This is a genomic window from Pseudomonas sp. 2VD, from assembly GCF_005503585.1.
GTDB lineage: Bacteria > Pseudomonadota > Gammaproteobacteria > Pseudomonadales > Pseudomonadaceae > Pseudomonas > Pseudomonas aeruginosa.
On record NZ_SCND01000126.1, the window covers coordinates 1 to 14,988 of the forward strand.

Below are 14,988 nucleotides of genomic sequence, written 5' to 3' on the forward strand. Positions count from 1 at the left end.
GCCCCCGGCTGCGGCGGAAGGCGGGTAAGGGTCATGCCCTCGCGGGGCTTCCAGGCTTTCTCTTCGAGACAGGCCAGCCATTGCCGCTCGAACAGCGCCGCCCAGTCCGCCACCACCGGGCCGTCCATCTCGACCATCACCTCGCGCCAGGCGCTGACGTCGCTGACCGGTTCCCAGAATTCGTCGGTGATCCCGGCGCCACCGACATAACCGAGGCGCCCGTCCACCAGCAGCAGCTTGCGATGGTCGCGGTAGAGATTGCCGCCAGTCAGCTTCCAGCGCAGCGGGTTGTACAGCCGCAGTTCGCCGCCGGCCTCGCGCAGGCGCTGGATCCAGGCGCTGCCCAGGCCTAGGCAGCCGAAGCCGTCGAACAGGCAGCGCACGGCGACGCCCCGGCGGCGGGCATCCAGCAGGGCGACGAGAAACAGTTCGGCGCAATGCCCGTCTTCCACCAGGTACAGCTCCAGCTCGATGCTCCGCTGCGCCGCCTCGATGGCCAGCAGCATGCGCGGGAAGAACCGCACGCCGTCATTGAGCAGGGCGAAGCGGTTGTCGCTGCGCCAGGGAAAGACCGGGCCGCTCACCGCGAAGTGAAGATCAGCACGGCGCCGACCGGCACCGAGAGCCCGATGCTGCCGGCGCCGGCCAGCTTGCGCAGGGTCTCGATGCCGGGGGCGAGGTCGAAGTCGGCGGCGTCCAGCACCAGCGGCGACAGGGTCACCACCTGGAAGCGATGCTCGTCCAGGCGGGTCACCAACAGGTCGCTGGCGTAGCTCTTGCGCTTGCCGTGCAGGCTGACGGTCACCGGCTGGCGCATTTCCAGTTGCACGCCGTCGGCCAGCTCGACGATCGGCGCCAGGTCGAGCTGGGCGGTGATCTCCGCCTCGGCGAAGCGCTTGGTCTCGAACAGATGCTCGCGGATGCGTTCGTCGCGCAGCGGGATGTCGGTGCTCACCGAGTCCAGCTCGACGCGCAGGCGCGCCTGACCCTTGTCGTCGACCTTGCCGTGCATGACCAGGAAGCGGCCGACTTCCGAAAGGGTAGCGTTCTTGGTGGAGATGAAACTGAGTCGCGACGACTCGTAATCCAGGTACCAGGCGGCCTGGACCGGCAAGGCCAGGAGGGCCAGGCCGAGGCAGATCAACTTGTGCATGCGGGCTCCCTTTGCGTCCGGCGCCACCTTAAACCGGCCGCCTGGGAGCAGGCAAACTCCCGCGTCAGTCGAGCGCGTGCTGCAACTGACTGACGGTATCGGCCAGGGTTCCCAGGTGCCGGCGGCGCACCCGTTCGACGCAATCCTGATCGCGCGGCCAGTGCAGCGCCACGCTGCCGAGCAGGCGACCCTGGGCGCGTACCGGCAAGGCCACCGCGCGGATCAGGAACGGCAGGCGCACCGGATACTCCCAGTGTCCCTCGGTACGCTCGCCGTAGCCCTGGCCGTGGGCCTGCTCGCGGGTGCGCAACCAGAGGTCCTCGTCTACCTGGTGCTGGCGCGCCAGGCGGCGCACCTCGCTGTCTGCCAGTTCGCCCAGGCAGGCCTTGCCCATGGCCGAATGGAACAGGCTGGCGTGCTGGCCGACCACCAGCCGGTTGGCCGGGTAGCGCTTGCGCAGGACGCCGGGCACCGAGCTTTCCGCCACCAGCAGGCGGTCGCCGTCGAGAATCGACAAATCGGCGACCAGCCCGGTGCGCTCGCTCAACTCCACCAGCAGCGGCGCGGAACGCTCCACCACCTGGCAGCGGAAGCGCTCGGCGGCGTCACCGTAGAGGCGGGTGGAACGCAGCCGGTAGCGCCGGTCGGTCAAGCCGCGGTACAGCCAGCCCTGCTCCAGCAGGGTATGCAGCAGCCGCGACACCGTGGCCTTGGGCAGTTCGGTCAGGTAATGCAGCTCCTCGAGCCCCAGCGCCTGGTGCTGGCCCAGCAGATCGAGGATCGCCAGCGCCCGCTCCACCGAACGCACGGTTCCCGCCTCTTCTCTTTCCGGCATGACGACACCTCCACCGTCGACAGACCGTTATGGCAAAGCAAGATGCAGGCCCAGGTCATGTAGGAAGAATCTGCGAATACGGCAGCATTGCTCCGCGGCCTAGTCGATTCCCCCTGGAGCCTCGAGCATCGCCGGCGGACGGCGGCTGACCCAACGGGTCAGGCCCTCGTGGGCATGGGCCAGTTGCAGCACCGCCAGGTCGGCCTGCGCCGGGCCGATGATCTGCAATCCCATCGGCACCGCCGCGCCGAAGCCGATCGGTACGCTGATCGCCGGCAAACCGGCCAGGGTCGGGCCGATCACCACCTCCATCCAGCGGTGATAGGTGTCCATCGGCCGCCCGGCGACCTGCCGCGGCCACGCCGTTTCTGCATCGAAAGGAAACACCTGGGCGCTGGGCAGCAAGAGGAAATCGTAACGTTCGAACAGACGCGCCAGCGCCCGATACCAGTCGCTGCGATCCAGCGAGGCGCGATAGACCTCGGCGGCGCCGAGGCCGAGCCCGGACTCCACTTCCCACTGCGCCTCCGGCTTGAGTCGGACGCGCCGTGCGGGATCGGCGTAAAGCTCGCCAAGCGAGCCCTGCACCAGCCACTGGCGATGGACCAGCCAGGTGCGCCACAGGCGCTCCAGGGGATAGTCCGGCAGGCACGCCTCGACGTCGCAGCCCAGCTCGGCGAAATCGCCCAGCGCGGCTTCGCAAAGCTCCAGCACGCCCTCCTCCATCGGCAGGTAGCCGGCGTAGTCGCCGAGCCAGCCGAGCCGGGCTCCGCGGAAGTCGCGCCCGAGGTCGTCGGCGAACCTGCGCGGATCGTCGCGCAACGACAGCGGACAGCGCGGATCGTAGCCGGCCTGGGTGGCCAGCAGCCGGGCCAGGTCGGCCACGCTGCGCCCCATCGGGCCTTCGGTGGCCAGTTGCTGAACGAACAGTTCCGCTTGCGGGCCGTGCGGCACCCGTCCCTGGGACGGGCGGAAGCCGTAGACGTTGTTGTAGGCGGCGGGGTTGCGCAGCGAACCCATCATGTCGCTGCCGTCGGCCACCGGCAGCATGCGCAGCGCCAGCGCCACCGCCGCCCCACCGCTGCTGCCGCCGGCGATCCGCGCCGGATCGTAGGCATTGCGGGTGGTGCCGAACAGCGGGTTGTAGGTCTGCGAGCCGAGCCCGAACTCCGGTACGTTGGTCTTGCCGATGACGATCGCACCGCTGCTCTTCACCCGCTCGACGACGATTGCGTCGTGCTCCGGCACCTGCCCGGCGAACAGCGGCGAACCCAGGGTGGTAGGAATGCCGGAGGTGGCGGCGAGGTCCTTGATCGCCTGCGGCATGCCGTGCATCCAGCCCAGCCATTCGCCGCGCGCCAGTTGCCGGTCGCGCTCGTCGGCCTGGGCGAGCAGACGGCTTTCCGCCTGCAGCGAGACGATGGCGTTGACCCGCGGGTTGAACCGTTCGATCTGCGCCAGGTAGGCCTGCATGACCTCGCGGCAGGATAGTTCGCGTCGGCGGATCGCCGCGGACAGCGGCAGCGCGTCAAGCGCGACGATTTCCTCGTGGCCGTCGCTTCGATGGCGGGTGGCGCTCATTCACAGACTCCTTGCCGGCTTGCCCAGGGCCGGTTCACGGGGGCGCGGGGCGGGCGTCGCGCCCTCCCGCAGATAGAGGGTGGCGAGCAGCCCGAGGAAGGCCGCGCCGAGCACGTAGAACGCCGGCGCCACTGGCGAGCCGCCGACCTCGGTGAGCCAGGTGACGATGAACGGAGCGAAACCGCCGAACAGCATCACCGCCAGGTTATACGCCACCGCCAGGCCGGTGGAACGCACCCGCACCGGAAACTGCTCGGCCACCGCGGTCGGCGCCGGGCCGAAGAAGCCGCCGATCGCCGTGCACAGCAACAGTTGCATCAGCAGCAGGCGCCCCAGGCTCGGCGCCGCGGCGACCCAGGCGAACAGCGGATAGACCATGAGCATGAAGGCCAGGGTCGCGACCAGCAGCACCGGGCGCCGCCCGACCCGGTCGGAGAGTCCCCCAGCCAACGGGATCACCAGGGTCATCAGCGCCACCGCAGCCATCTGCACCATGAACACCTCGTCCAGCGGCAGGCCCAACTGCTTGTGGGCGAAGGTCGGCATATTCACCAGCACCACGTAGAAGGACACCGTGCCGACCACCGTCAGGCCCATGCTCACCAGCACGCTGCGCCGGTATTCGCGCAGCACGCCGAGCAGCCCCTGGCGCTCGCCGGGCTCCCGGATGGCTTCGAGGAAGGCCTCGGTCTCGCCCATGTAGCGGCGGATCCACAATCCCACCGGACCGATCAGCAGACCGAACAGGAACGGCACCCGCCAGCCCCAGCTCTCCAGGGCCTCGGCGTCCAGGCAATGGGTGACCAGCGCGCCCATCCCCGCACCGGCGAACACCGCCAGGCACTGGCCGAACAATTGCCAGGAACCGTAGAGACCGCGCCGGTGCGGCGGCGCGCTTTCCACCAGGAAAGCCGTGGCGCTGGCGTACTCGCCGCCGGTGGCGAAACCCTGCAGCATTCGCGCGATCACGATCAGCAATGGTGCGCCGACGCCGATCGCCGCGTAGGTCGGGGCGAAGGCGATCATCGCGATGGACAGCGTCATCAGCAGGATGATCAGTTGCATCGCCGCCTTGCGTCCCCTGCGGTCGGCATACAGGCCGAGCAGGACCCCACCGACCGGACGCATGAAGAAACCGACACCGAAGGTGGCCAGGGCCATCAGCAGCGAGGTGTACTCGTCGCCGGAGGGGAAGAACAGCCTGGCGATCAGGCTGGAAAGGAAGCCGTAGACGATGAAGTCGTACCACTCCAGGGCGTTGCCGATCACGGCAGCCGCCACCTGGCGGGTACGCGAGGTACCGCTCGGGCAAGCGTGCATGGGAATCTCCTGGTCACCGAGGGGGAATGCCGGCGCGGCTCAGGCCGCGCCGTTACTGGCGGCAGTCAGTCGCAAGGCCGGACGCCGCGGGGGCGGCCAGCCAGGTCTCAGCGAGCGCGCCCCAATAGGCCGCGCCCCGGACCAGGATGTCGTCGTTGAAGTCATAGGCCGGGTTGTGCACCATCGGCCGTCCTCTGCCGTTGCCGATGAACAGGTAGCTGCCGGGGCAGCGCTGTAGCATCCAGGCGAAGTCCTCGCTGCCCATCAGCTTCGGCGTGGCGCCGTCGACCTCCTCCGCGCCGGCCAGCGCGACCCCGACCTGGCGGGCGAACTCGGTTTCCTCGACGCTGTTGACCAGCACCGGATAGGCCGGGTAGTGCTCGATGCTGGCCTGGCACCCATAGCTGGCGGCCTGCAACTCGATGATCTGGCGAACCCGCTGCAGCACCTGCTCGCGCACCTGGCCGTCGAGCGCCCGCAGGCTCAGGCGCAGCACGGCGCGCTGGGGTATGACGTTGGCCGCCTCGCCGGCCTGCAATGCACCGACCGTGACCACCGCGGCCTTCTGCGGATCGACGTTGCGCGCCACCACGCTTTGCAGGGCCATCACCGCGCTCGACGCGGCGAGCAGCGGATCGACGCTCAAGTGCGGCATCGAACCGTGGCCACCGACGCCCTCCAGGGTGACGCTCAGCAGGTCCTGGGAAGCCATCATCGGTCCCGCGCGGAAGCCCAGGTGCCCGGCCTCCAGTCCCGGCATGTTGTGCATGCCGAACAGCGCATCGCAGGGAAAGCGCTCCAGCAGCCCGTCGGCTAGCATCGCCTCGGCGCCGCCCTGGCCTTCCTCGGCGGGCTGGAAGATCAGTACCAGGGTGCCGTCGAAACGCCGCGTCGCCGCCAGGTAGCGTGCCGCGCCGAGCAGCATCGCGGTGTGTCCGTCGTGGCCGCAGGCGTGCATGCGCCCGCCGTGGCAGCTGCTGTAGCCGAGCCCCGTGGCCTCGTCGATCGGCAGCGCATCCATGTCCGCCCGCAGGCCGAGCCGCCGCGTACCGTCGCCCTGGCGGAGGACGCCGACCACGCCGGTGCGGCCGATCCCTTCGTGCACTTCGTAGCCCCAGCCGCGCAGGCACTCGGCGACCAGCGCGGCGGTGCGTCGCTCCTCGAAGCCCAGTTCGGGATGGGCGTGGATGTCCTGGCGCAGGCTACGCAGGTCGTCGGCGACCTCCTCGAGCCAGGCCACGATGTGTCGATGTCGAGCCATGCCGTCTCTCCTCTGGCCGGATTGCGCTCCGGTCTTGTTGGCGGGAGGCCCGGACGCAAGGCCGGCCGGGCGTGGTCACAGCTAAGCGCGGCGCGCGGCGAAGGACAACGGAAGGCGGTTCCACTGGGTGGAACCCAAGGCCCGCGCCGCCCTGCACCGGCGCGTCAGAACTGTTCCGGCGGCACTTCGCGGAAGTTCAGCACGGCGAACACCGGTACCTCGGGAGTGATCGAGGGAATATTGGCCATGTCCTTCAAGGGCTTGAGCTTCTCTTCCAGGTCGAAGTCGAGCAGCTTCAGCAGCACCGGCTCCAGGGTCGCCACCTGGACCAGCCCTTCGCCCTGGCGGGTGACCAGCACGTCGGCCTTCAGGCGGCGCTGCTGGCCGTGCAGGTCGAGGGTGAAGTCGAGCTTCTCGACCCGCGACTGGCCGACCCGCAGGTCGTCGAAGCCGGCCATGTCCAGGCGGCTCTCCACGGTGGCCTCGGGGAAGCGCGAGGTTTCGAAGAAGTTGTCCTTCATTCGCTCGTCGCGCAGGGCCAGGCCGCTGTCCAGGGTGCCCAGCGGCACCACGATGCGCGCGACGCCCTGCTTGTCGATCTGGCCGCTGAGACGGTCGAAGCGCTGCACCTCGGCCATCTTCGCGCGTTTCACGGAAACGAAGCTGATCCGCGAGTAATCCGGCTCCAGTTGCCATTCCGCCGCCGACAGCAGCGGGCTGAGGAGCAACAACAGGACACACAATACAACAGGCATTCCACCTCCGGCTTCGGGCCGGCGCCGTCCCTCGCCCCGCGCCCCGACATGCGCCGCCGATCAGTCCGGCAGCCTGTCCGCCTCGGGCATGAGCCGGCATCCCTCGCGCGGGCCCAGCCAGGCGGCCGTCTGCGTACTGCCGAGGCCGCGGGCGGTCACCCGGCGGCGGGCTTCGTCGTCGAAGAAGCCGCTGATCGGCACGTACTGTTGGGTATAGGCCCGGCAATAGTCCGCGGAGTTCCCCATCACGTAGCGGCAGGAGCAGTACTCCTTGGCCGTGTAGGCGCCGATGATGGCGGGAAAGGCCGCCAGGTGGATGCGGTTCTGCCAGGCCCACGCGAGGGCGGCGAGCAGCCCCAGGACGAACAGGAAGAGCAAGGGATGGCGACGGATCATGGCCGCGCCTCCCCGGCGAACGCCGCCTGCGCCAGGCGCAGGAATTCGTTGTGACGGAAACGCCCGTCGCGGTCGTCGGCGTAGCGCACGATCACCAGCTTCTCCTCGGGCAGCACGTAGAGCGCCTGGCCCCAGTGGCCGAGCGCGGCGAAGGCGGTCTCGGCGACGTCCGGCCAGGGCGCCGGCGCGCCTTTCACCGCACGGTTCAACCACCACTGGCCGCCCGGCACCGCCTCGCCCTCCTCTTCCGCGCTCGGCCGGTAGCGGGCGAAGGGCGTCAGGTTGAACTCGACCCATGCCAGCGGCAGCAGTTGCCGCTCGCGCCAGCGCCCGTGGCGCTGCATCAGCAGGCCGACGCGCGCCAGGTCGCGGGCGCTCATGTAGACGTACGACGAGCCGACGAACGTGCCGGCGGCGTCTCGCTCCCATACCGCCGAACGGATGCCCAGCGGCTCGAACAGCGCGCGCCAGGGGTACTCGGCATAGTCCGCGCCGAGCATGCCGTGGAGGGCCGCCGCCAGCACGTTGCTGTCGCCGCTGGAGTAGCGGAAACGCCGGCCCGGCGGCCGGGCCTGCGGGGTCTCGGCGACGAAGCCGGCCATGTCGTCACGCCCACGGGTGTAAAGCATCGCCACCACGGAGGATTTCAATGGCGCGAACTCGTAGTCCTCCTGCCAGTCCAGCCCGGAAGACCAGTTCAGCAGGTGGCGTAACGTCACCTGGGGATGACGGGCGAACGGCGGGTAGTAGCGCGCCACCGGGTCGTCGAGCTGGAAGCGCCCTTCGCCCTCGGCGACGCCAAGCAGCGTGGCGAGCAGGCTCTTGCTCACCGACCAGGTAAGGTGCGGGGTCTCGGCACGGCTCGGGCCGGCGTAGCGCTCATAGAGCAGGCGACCGTCGCGGATCACCACTACCGCGTCGGTGCGGATGCCTTTGCGACGAACATCGTCGCGACGGCCGAAGACATAGCGCTCGAATGCCTCCAGCGCCGGCCCCGCGGGCTGTTGGGCACGGGGCCAGTCGGTGTCGGGCCAGTCTTCGGCCAGGGCAGGGAGGGCGAATACCAGAGCCAGCGCGGCGAGGGCGCGGCGGGACAACGGCAAAGCGGGCATCGGCGGGCCCTCTCGACGGTCGAGGGGCAACCCTAGCATGGCGTCGATGACGCCAGGAAGCGCGGACTCAGCCGGGCATGCGGTAGTCGTCCGGACCGAGCAGGTCGATGCCGCACTCAAGGTTCTCGATCCAGTAGAGGAAGGCGCTGATCATTTCCTTGCCGACGAAGGGCCGCCCGTGTTGCGGCACGATCATCTCCACATCCATGTCCCGGACCATCCGCGCCCACAGGCGGCAGATCTTGTTCGCCGCCATGTAGCGGCGATGGAATCCGTCCATGTACTGGATATGCGCGGCGAAATCGCTGACCGGCGCGGCGTCGTCCACCAGCGAGGCGCCCATGTCGCCCGAGAAAAGGATCTTGCTCACCGGGTCGTAGAGCTGGAAGTTGCCCACCGAATGCAGGAAATGCGCGGGGATCGCCTTCAACGAGCAGTCGCCGAGAGCGATCGCCTGGCCGCGGTCGGGCAACGGCATGACCCGGTCGTAGGTGTTGATGCCATGGCTGACCGCCAGGTAGTTGGCCGTCAGGTGCGGCAGGAAGCGCGCCCACAGCTTGGAGCAGATCACCCGGGCGCGGGTGTGCAGCAGCCACTTGTCGAGGGCGGCGATGATGTCCGGGTCCTGGTGCGAAGCGAAGATGTAGTCCAGCTCCTGCAGCGGAAAGCGTTTCGACAATTCCAGCGAGAGCGGCGTGTAGGTCAGGTCGCCGCCGGGATCGAGCAGCAGGTACTGGCCGTTGTCGACGATCAGGAACTGGTTGGACTGGACCCCTTCGCCGCTGACGAGGTCATCGAAACACAGGCACTGGTGGCTGCCGTTGTCGAACAGCACGATCGGTTCGCGTCGCATGGTCGGTGAAATCTACTCTGTGCAGGCGCCGAGGAGCATTCCTCGCCGGATGCTGCGCAGGGTAAGCGCCTGCGGCGCGGCGCCTCACTGACCTGGGTCAAGCCCGAGGCGGGTCAAGGCCTTCTCCAGGCGAACTTTGCGGGCCCCGTTGGCAATCGCCAGCAAGCCGCGATCGCGTTGCCACAATGCCTCCCAGGTCGAGGCGTTGGCGGCGAAGGCGGCATCCAGTTGCCCCTCCAGCGCCGAGAACTGTTCGAACAGCCCAGCCAGTACCGCCTGGGTGCCGACGCAGGCGACCGGATGCCGCGCGACCTCGGCGCAGCCGCCGAGGATGCCGGCCAGGCGCAGCAGCAGCGGCGAGGGCCAGCCGCATTCATGGCCGACCCCATAGAGCCAGCCGACCAGCGCCGCCAGCACATGGACATCCTCCAGCAGGCGGAACGGCCTGACGTAGTCGTCCCAACCATCGCCGGGCAGGCGCTCGCAATGGGCACCGTCGAGCAACAGGCGGGAATGCGGCACATCCGGCATCAGCGGCAGCGCCGGCAACGCCTCCAGGCGCGCCCCCGGGGCGCCGGCCAGGACCACCGTCATCGACAGTCGCGGCGGCTGCCCCGGTGCCTCGTCGCGGGCGGCCACCAGCCACCAGGAGGCGCTGTCGCCAGCGGTGACGAAATCCTTTTGTCCATGCAGGACCAGCCCCTCCAGGCGGGTCTGCAGGTCCGCCGGGCGCACGCTGCGCTTCTCGGTCACGCACAGCGCGCCGAGACCTTCCGGCGCCGCCGGCCAGAGCGCGCGCAGGGCCGCCTGGTAGCCGGCGAGGAAGGCCAGGCCCGGACTCGCCGCCAATCGTCCGCCGAGCACCGCCCGCTCCAGGGTGCCAAGACCGTCGGCGCGCGCCAGGGCGGCGGCGTGCCAGTCTTCCAGGGAGCCTTCGGTGGGCAGGCGGTCGAGCGGGCCGAGCAAGCGTTGCCAGGACATGGCGGACTCCAGTGTGGAATGTGTCGGAACCGGCATCCTGCCGAGGGTGCCAGCGTTGAACAACGGCGCGTTACATCCGGCGACAATGTCATACAAGCATCACGCCCCTGTCACAGGGGTGACACCGCGCCTTCCTAGCCTGAGCTTGCACAACAAAGCCGAGCGGCCGCAACCCGCGGCGCCGGCCCAAGGAGGCCCAGGCATGACCCAGACCGCCATTACCCGCGAACCCGTCGCCGGACGCCGCCTGAAGGCCGAGCGCCTGAACGGCGCCCGCGCCCTGCGCGAGGCCCAGGCCCTGCGCTACCGCGTATTCAGCGCCGAGTTCGACGCCAAGCTCGAAGGCGCCGAAGACGGCCTCGACCGCGACGACTACGACCGTCACTGCGCACACATCGGCGTCCGCGACCTCGACAGCGGCGCCCTGGTGGCCACCACCCGGCTGCTCGACCATCGCGCCGCCGAACGCCTCGGGCGCTTCTACAGCGAAGAGGAGTTCCACCTCTCCGGCCTCGACGCCCTGCACGGCCCGGTCCTGGAGATCGGCCGCACCTGCGTCGCTCCCGAATACCGCAACGGCGCCACCATCGCGGTACTCTGGGGCGAACTCGCCGAGGTCCTCAACGAGGGCGGCTACCGCTACCTGATGGGCTGCGCCAGCATTCCCATGCGCGACGGCGGTATGCAGGCCAAGGCGGTGATGCAGCGGCTGCGCGAACGCTACCTGTGCACCGACTACCTGCAGGCCGAGCCGAAGAACCCGCTGCCGCCGCTGGACGTCCCGGAAAACCTCACCGCCGAGCTGCCGCCGCTGCTCAAGGCCTACATGCGCCTGGGCGCGAAGATCTGCGGCGAGCCCTGCTGGGACCCGGATTTCCAGGTCGCCGACGTGTTCATCCTGCTCAAGCGCGACGAACTCTGCCCGCGCTACGCCCGCCACTTCAAGGCAGCGGTCTGATGGCGCGGCTGCGCCTGCTGCTGCGCAGCGCCCGCCTGCTCGGGCTGGTCGCGCTCGGACTGGGCCTGGCCGCTTGGGTCAGCCTGCGCGAGCGACTGCCCGGCGCCGACGTCACGCCGCTGCGCCAGCGCCTGACCCGCTGGTGGCTGGCGCGCCTCTGCGCGGCCCTGCCCTTCGAGGTCAGGGTCAGCGGCGAAGCGCCCCGGCAACCCATGCTGTGGGTAGCCAACCATGTGTCTTGGACCGATATCCCGCTGCTCGGCGCCCTGGCGCCGCTGACCTTCCTGTCCAAGGCCGAGGTGCGTGCCTGGCCGCTGGCCGGCTGGCTGGCGGAAAAGGCCGGCACCCTGTTCATCCGCCGCGGCTCGGGCGACAGCCGGCTGATCAACCAGCGCTTGGCCGAACAGCTGCACCGCGGACGCAACCTGCTGATCTTCCCGGAAGGGACCACCACCAACGGCGAAAGCCTGCGCACCTTCCACGGTCGCCTGATGGCCAGCGCCCTGGAAGCCGGCGTGGCGGTGCAGCCGGTGGCGATCAGCTACCGCCGCGACGGCGTGCCCGATGCGCAGGCGCCGTTCATCGGCGACGACGACCTGCTCAGCCACCTCGGCCGCCTGCTGCGCGGCGAGCGCGGCAGCGTGCATATCCAGCTGCTGGAACCGATCCCCAGCCAGGGCCTGGACCGCGCCGAACTGGCCCGCCAGGCCCAGCAGGCGGTGCGCCTGGCGCTGTTCGGCACTGCCGCCCCTACGCAAACCCGGCGCGCCGCCTAGTCGCGCTTGGGCGGCACCGCCAGCACGTCACATGGCAGGTCGCCGAGGGCCGCCTCAGCCACGCTGCCGATCAGCGCGCGGCGGAAGCCGGTCAGGCCCTGGGTGCCGAGCACCGTCAACTGCGGCGCCTGGCGGCGTACCTCGGTCATGATCACGTTGATCGGCAAGCCTTCGCCGACGCGCAACTGGATGTCCTCGCGGCCCAGCCCCAGGCCAGCGACGTAGTCGCGCAGCTCGACGTTGGCCTTGAGTTCCTCCTGGTCGACGTAATGCTCGACGCGGTCTTCTTTGATCCCCGAATAACGCATCATGCCTTTGGCGAACGGCTCGAAGGCATGCAGCGCGGTGAGGCTGGCGGCGTCGAGGAAGCCGAGCTGGCCGGCCATCTGCACCGCGCGCGTCGAGGTCGGCGAGAAGTCCAGCGCCAGCAGCACCCGGCGGTACTCCTCTTCCGGCGCACCGGCCGCGCGCAGCACCGGGATCTTCGCATTGCGTACCACCCGCTCCAGGGTGGTGCCGATGAACAGGTCGCGCAGCGGCGTGTGCCGGTGCGCGCCCATCACCAGCAGGTCGGCGCCGATCTCCTCGGCCACCGCGTTGATCACCACCACCGGATCGCCGACCCGCACGATCGCCTTGGACTCGACGCCGAGGCGCTCCTTCAGGGCCTGTCCGTTCACTTCCAGCAGGTTGGCGATGGCCAGCCGTTGCGGCGCGATCAGCACCGGCGGCTGGTCGTCGTCGAGCACGTTCAGCACGGTCAGTTCGGCATTCCTCGCCTTGGCCAGCGCCGCGGCGCGCATGACCGCCAGCTCGGAACGCGAGGACAGGTCGGTCGCCACCAGGATTCGTTTCATCTTCCACCTCCATTGGCAGAGCGTTGAACGTCGGCCCCATTGAACGATCGACGCGACCGCTGCCGGTTGATGTGCATCAAGCGGATGCTTCGGACTGAAACAATTGATAGGTGATTCCGCCGGCCGGGCCAATGGCCGCTGCGCCAGGCTCAGCGCTGGCTCAGGGCGAAAGCCTGGAGTTGCGGGTAGAAGGCGCGGAAATCCGCGCTCAGGTCATCGTAGCGCTGGGCCAGTTCTTCCCAGGAACCGTCCAGCAGGTGCGGTCGCGACAGCCTCCGCGACATGCCGCCCAGCACTTCGCGCAAGACCGCGAACTCGCGGTAGCTGCCCAGCCAGTCCTGGGCCGCCATCCGCGGCGCGATGCGCGCCAGGCGCTCCGGCAGCGGCGAGGCGGTGCGCAGGGTGCCGTAGACCCGCTCGACGAACTGCGGCAGCGGTTCGTCGGCGTAGTCGTTCCAGTCGCGCGCCAGGCAGTGGTCGAAGAACACGTCCAGCAGGACGCCGGCGAAACGCCGGCGCTCCAGCGGGAAGCGCCGCTTGGCCGCATGCACCAGTGGGTGGCTGTCGGTGAAGGCGTCGATGCGCCGGTGCAACTGGATGGCCCGCTCGATCTCGTCCGGCCATTGTCCCTGCAGGCGGCCCTTGACGAAGTCGCCGTACAGGCTGCCGAGCAGTTGGGCCGGTTGCGGGCCGCCGAGGTGGAGATGCGCGAGGTAGTTCATGCGGGCTAGCTTACCCCAGGGACGGAACGGTCGTTTCGATCATCGTCATCAGCCCTGTCGATAGCGACTATCGTCGCAATCGATCCCCATATCGTCCCACACCGATATATAGTTCGTCCCAACCCGATATGGACGGCCAACGGACCACCGCCATGCCACTGGACATCGACGAAATCATCAAGGCTCTCTCCCACCCGGTGCGACGCGACATGCTGCGCTGGCTGAAGGAACCGGAGAAGTACTTCGTCGAGCAGGACCACCCGTTCGAGATCGGCGTCTGCGCCGGCAAGTTCGACCAGCGTACCGGTCTCTCCCAGTCCACCGTATCGGTACACCTCGCCACCCTGCAACGCGCCGGTCTGGTGACCAGCCGCCGGGTCGGCCAGTGGAACTTCTTCAAGCGCAACGAGGAGACCATCCAGGCCTTCCTCGACCAACTCGGCGACGAGCTGTAAGCAGCACTCGCTTCCACCCCACCACCTCGCAGTCCAGGAGCTCGACCGATGCCGGCGTCTCTTCTCGTCCTCGCTTTATCCGCCTTTGCCATCGGTACCACCGAATTCGTCATCATGGGCCTGCTGCCGCAGGTCGCCGGCGACCTGCGGGTATCCATTCCCAGCGCCGGCTGGCTGATCAGCGGCTACGCCTTCGCCGTGGCCTTCGGCGCCCCGCTGATGGCCATGGCCACCGCCCGCCTGGAACGCAAGAAAGCCCTGCTCGCGCTGATGGGCATCTTCATCGTCGGCAACCTGCTCTGCGCGGTGGCCGCCAACTACGGCCTGCTGATGCTGGCGCGGATCGTCACCGCGCTCTGCCATGGCGCCTTCTTCGGCATCGGCTCGGTGGTCGCCGCCAGCCTGGTGGCGCCGAACCGCCGCGCTTCCGCCGTGGCCCTGATGTTCACCGGCCTGACCCTGGCCAACGTGCTCGGCGTGCCGCTGGGTACCGCGCTCGGCCAGGAAGCCGGCTGGCGCGCGACCTTCTGGGTGGTGACCCTGATCGGCGTGGTCGCCTTCGTCGGCCTGGCCAGGGTGCTGCCAAACGACCGCGAGGAAGAGAAGGTCGACCTGCGCCAGGAAATGTCCGCGCTGAAGAACCCGTCGCTGTGGCTGGCCCTGGGCACCACCGTGCTGTTCGCCGCCTCGATGTTCGCCCTGTTCACCTACGTCGCGCCGCTGCTCGGCGAAGTCACCGGGGTCAGCCCGCGCGGCGTGACCTGGACCCTGCTGCTGATCGGCGTCGGCCTGACCGTCGGCAACGTGATCGGCGGCCGCCTCGCCGACTGGCGCCTGGGCACCACCATGGCCGCAGTGTTCGCCGCCATGGCGCTGGTTTCGGCGCTGTTCAGCTGGACCAGCCAGGCCCTGCTGCCGGCGGAAATCACCCTGTTCTTCTGGGCCGCCGCCGCCTTCGCCGCGGTGCCCGCGC

Annotated in this window: 16 protein-coding genes and 1 pseudogene; 4 read left to right on the forward strand and 13 right to left on the reverse strand. The window is 69.2% G+C overall.

Annotation, left to right across the window (positions count from 1 at the left end; all coding sequences use genetic code 11):
* The 11 genes and pseudogenes from FFS27_RS15515 to FFS27_RS15565 all read right to left on the reverse strand — a co-directional run.
* A partial coding sequence (locus tag FFS27_RS15515; protein ID WP_243736553.1) for a phospholipase D-like domain-containing protein occupies positions 1-506 on the reverse strand: 506 nt, incomplete at its 3' end.
* Between the two features lie 74 nt (positions 507-580).
* Positions 581-1,153 (reverse strand): YceI family protein, encoded by a 573-nt coding sequence (locus FFS27_RS15520; RefSeq protein WP_003093949.1) that lies wholly within the window; start codon positions 1,151-1,153, stop codon positions 581-583.
* A gap of 64 nt (positions 1,154-1,217) precedes the next feature.
* Positions 1,218-1,988, reverse strand: a complete 771-nt coding sequence (locus FFS27_RS15525) for an IclR family transcriptional regulator (RefSeq protein WP_003093951.1) — start codon at positions 1,986-1,988, stop codon at positions 1,218-1,220.
* A gap of 99 nt (positions 1,989-2,087) precedes the next feature.
* Complete coding sequence (locus FFS27_RS15530) at positions 2,088-3,569, reverse strand: amidase (RefSeq protein ID WP_021264178.1); 1,482 nt, start codon at positions 3,567-3,569, stop codon at positions 2,088-2,090.
* On the reverse strand, positions 3,570-4,889 hold the full coding sequence (locus FFS27_RS15535) for a citrate-proton symporter (RefSeq protein WP_003112770.1): 1,320 nt from the start codon (positions 4,887-4,889) through the stop codon (positions 3,570-3,572).
* 39 nt (positions 4,890-4,928) lie between these two features.
* Positions 4,929-6,150: pseudogene (locus FFS27_RS15540) on the reverse strand (M20 aminoacylase family protein).
* A gap of 164 nt (positions 6,151-6,314) precedes the next feature.
* Positions 6,315-6,905 carry a YceI family protein gene (locus FFS27_RS15545; protein WP_003093959.1) on the reverse strand — a complete coding sequence of 197 codons (591 nt, stop codon included), beginning with the start codon at positions 6,903-6,905 and terminating at the stop codon, positions 6,315-6,317.
* 60 nt (positions 6,906-6,965) lie between these two features.
* Positions 6,966-7,301, reverse strand: coding sequence for a hypothetical protein (locus FFS27_RS15550; protein ID WP_003093963.1), 336 nt, complete (start codon positions 7,299-7,301; stop codon positions 6,966-6,968).
* Complete coding sequence (locus FFS27_RS15555) at positions 7,298-8,413, reverse strand: serine hydrolase domain-containing protein (RefSeq protein WP_023101549.1); 1,116 nt, start codon at positions 8,411-8,413, stop codon at positions 7,298-7,300. The genes FFS27_RS15550 and FFS27_RS15555 overlap by 4 nt, the downstream gene beginning before the upstream one ends.
* A gap of 67 nt (positions 8,414-8,480) precedes the next feature.
* Entirely contained in the window at positions 8,481-9,266 is a 786-nt protein-coding gene (locus FFS27_RS15560; RefSeq protein ID WP_003093967.1) for an MBL fold metallo-hydrolase, read from the reverse strand.
* Positions 9,267-9,350: 84 nt separating this feature from the next.
* Positions 9,351-10,247 (reverse strand): acyl-CoA dehydrogenase family protein, encoded by an 897-nt coding sequence (locus tag FFS27_RS15565; RefSeq protein ID WP_003093969.1) that lies wholly within the window; start codon positions 10,245-10,247, stop codon positions 9,351-9,353.
* 202 nt (positions 10,248-10,449) lie between these two features.
* On the opposite strand from FFS27_RS15565, the gene olsB reads away from it, so the two are divergent.
* Together olsB and olsA are read left to right on the forward strand one after the other, a co-directional pair.
* A complete protein-coding gene (olsB, locus tag FFS27_RS15570; protein ID WP_003093970.1) occupies positions 10,450-11,205 on the forward strand; it encodes an L-ornithine N(alpha)-acyltransferase in 756 nt (251 codons plus the stop codon).
* Positions 11,205-11,981, forward strand: coding sequence for a lyso-ornithine lipid O-acyltransferase (olsA, locus tag FFS27_RS15575; protein ID WP_003112769.1), 777 nt, complete (start codon positions 11,205-11,207; stop codon positions 11,979-11,981). Before olsB ends, olsA begins: the two co-directional genes overlap by 1 nt.
* Here olsA and FFS27_RS15580 read toward each other — a convergent pair.
* Complete coding sequence (locus FFS27_RS15580; protein ID WP_003093974.1) at positions 11,978-12,838, reverse strand: universal stress protein; 861 nt, start codon at positions 12,836-12,838, stop codon at positions 11,978-11,980. The two genes, olsA and FFS27_RS15580, sit on opposite strands and share 4 nt — an antisense overlap.
* 149 nt (positions 12,839-12,987) lie before the next feature.
* Positions 12,988-13,560 (reverse strand): acyl carrier protein phosphodiesterase, encoded by a 573-nt coding sequence (locus FFS27_RS15585; protein ID WP_003093976.1) that lies wholly within the window; start codon positions 13,558-13,560, stop codon positions 12,988-12,990.
* A 152-nt stretch (positions 13,561-13,712) separates the two neighbouring features.
* Here FFS27_RS15585 and pyeR point away from each other — a divergent pair, with 152 nt between their 5' ends.
* Together pyeR and FFS27_RS15595 are read left to right on the forward strand one after the other, a co-directional pair.
* Complete coding sequence (gene pyeR, locus FFS27_RS15590; protein WP_003093978.1) at positions 13,713-14,015, forward strand: ArsR family transcriptional repressor PyeR; 303 nt, start codon at positions 13,713-13,715, stop codon at positions 14,013-14,015.
* Between the two features lie 48 nt (positions 14,016-14,063).
* Positions 14,064-14,988, forward strand: a 925-nt coding sequence (locus FFS27_RS15595; protein ID WP_137952089.1) for an MFS transporter, incomplete at its 3' end; no start/stop codon positions are given.

What these genes read in the sequence shown, in the direction of transcription:
- FFS27_RS15550 (WP_003093963.1), bottom strand. Translation starts at nt 7,301, where the DNA reads ATGATCCGTCGCCATCCCTTGCTCTTCCTGTTCGTCCTGGGGCTGCTC.
- FFS27_RS15585 (WP_003093976.1), bottom strand. Translation starts at nt 13,560, where the DNA reads ATGAACTACCTCGCGCATCTCCACCTCGGCGGCCCGCAACCGGCCCAA.
- FFS27_RS15560 (WP_003093967.1), bottom strand. Translation starts at nt 9,266, where the DNA reads ATGCGACGCGAACCGATCGTGCTGTTCGACAACGGCAGCCACCAGTGC.
- pyeR (WP_003093978.1), top strand. Translation starts at nt 13,713, where the DNA reads ATGCCACTGGACATCGACGAAATCATCAAGGCTCTCTCCCACCCGGTG.
- olsB (WP_003093970.1), top strand. Translation starts at nt 10,450, where the DNA reads ATGACCCAGACCGCCATTACCCGCGAACCCGTCGCCGGACGCCGCCTG.
- FFS27_RS15520 (WP_003093949.1), bottom strand. Translation starts at nt 1,153, where the DNA reads ATGCACAAGTTGATCTGCCTCGGCCTGGCCCTCCTGGCCTTGCCGGTC.
- FFS27_RS15530 (WP_021264178.1), bottom strand. Translation starts at nt 3,569, where the DNA reads ATGAGCGCCACCCGCCATCGAAGCGACGGCCACGAGGAAATCGTCGCG.
- FFS27_RS15535 (WP_003112770.1), bottom strand. Translation starts at nt 4,889, where the DNA reads ATGCACGCTTGCCCGAGCGGTACCTCGCGTACCCGCCAGGTGGCGGCT.
- FFS27_RS15555 (WP_023101549.1), bottom strand. Translation starts at nt 8,413, where the DNA reads ATGCCCGCTTTGCCGTTGTCCCGCCGCGCCCTCGCCGCGCTGGCTCTG.
- FFS27_RS15565 (WP_003093969.1), bottom strand. Translation starts at nt 10,247, where the DNA reads ATGTCCTGGCAACGCTTGCTCGGCCCGCTCGACCGCCTGCCCACCGAA.
- FFS27_RS15580 (WP_003093974.1), bottom strand. Translation starts at nt 12,838, where the DNA reads ATGAAACGAATCCTGGTGGCGACCGACCTGTCCTCGCGTTCCGAGCTG.
- FFS27_RS15545 (WP_003093959.1), bottom strand. Translation starts at nt 6,905, where the DNA reads ATGCCTGTTGTATTGTGTGTCCTGTTGTTGCTCCTCAGCCCGCTGCTG.
- FFS27_RS15525 (WP_003093951.1), bottom strand. Translation starts at nt 1,988, where the DNA reads ATGCCGGAAAGAGAAGAGGCGGGAACCGTGCGTTCGGTGGAGCGGGCG.
- olsA (WP_003112769.1), top strand. Translation starts at nt 11,205, where the DNA reads ATGGCGCGGCTGCGCCTGCTGCTGCGCAGCGCCCGCCTGCTCGGGCTG.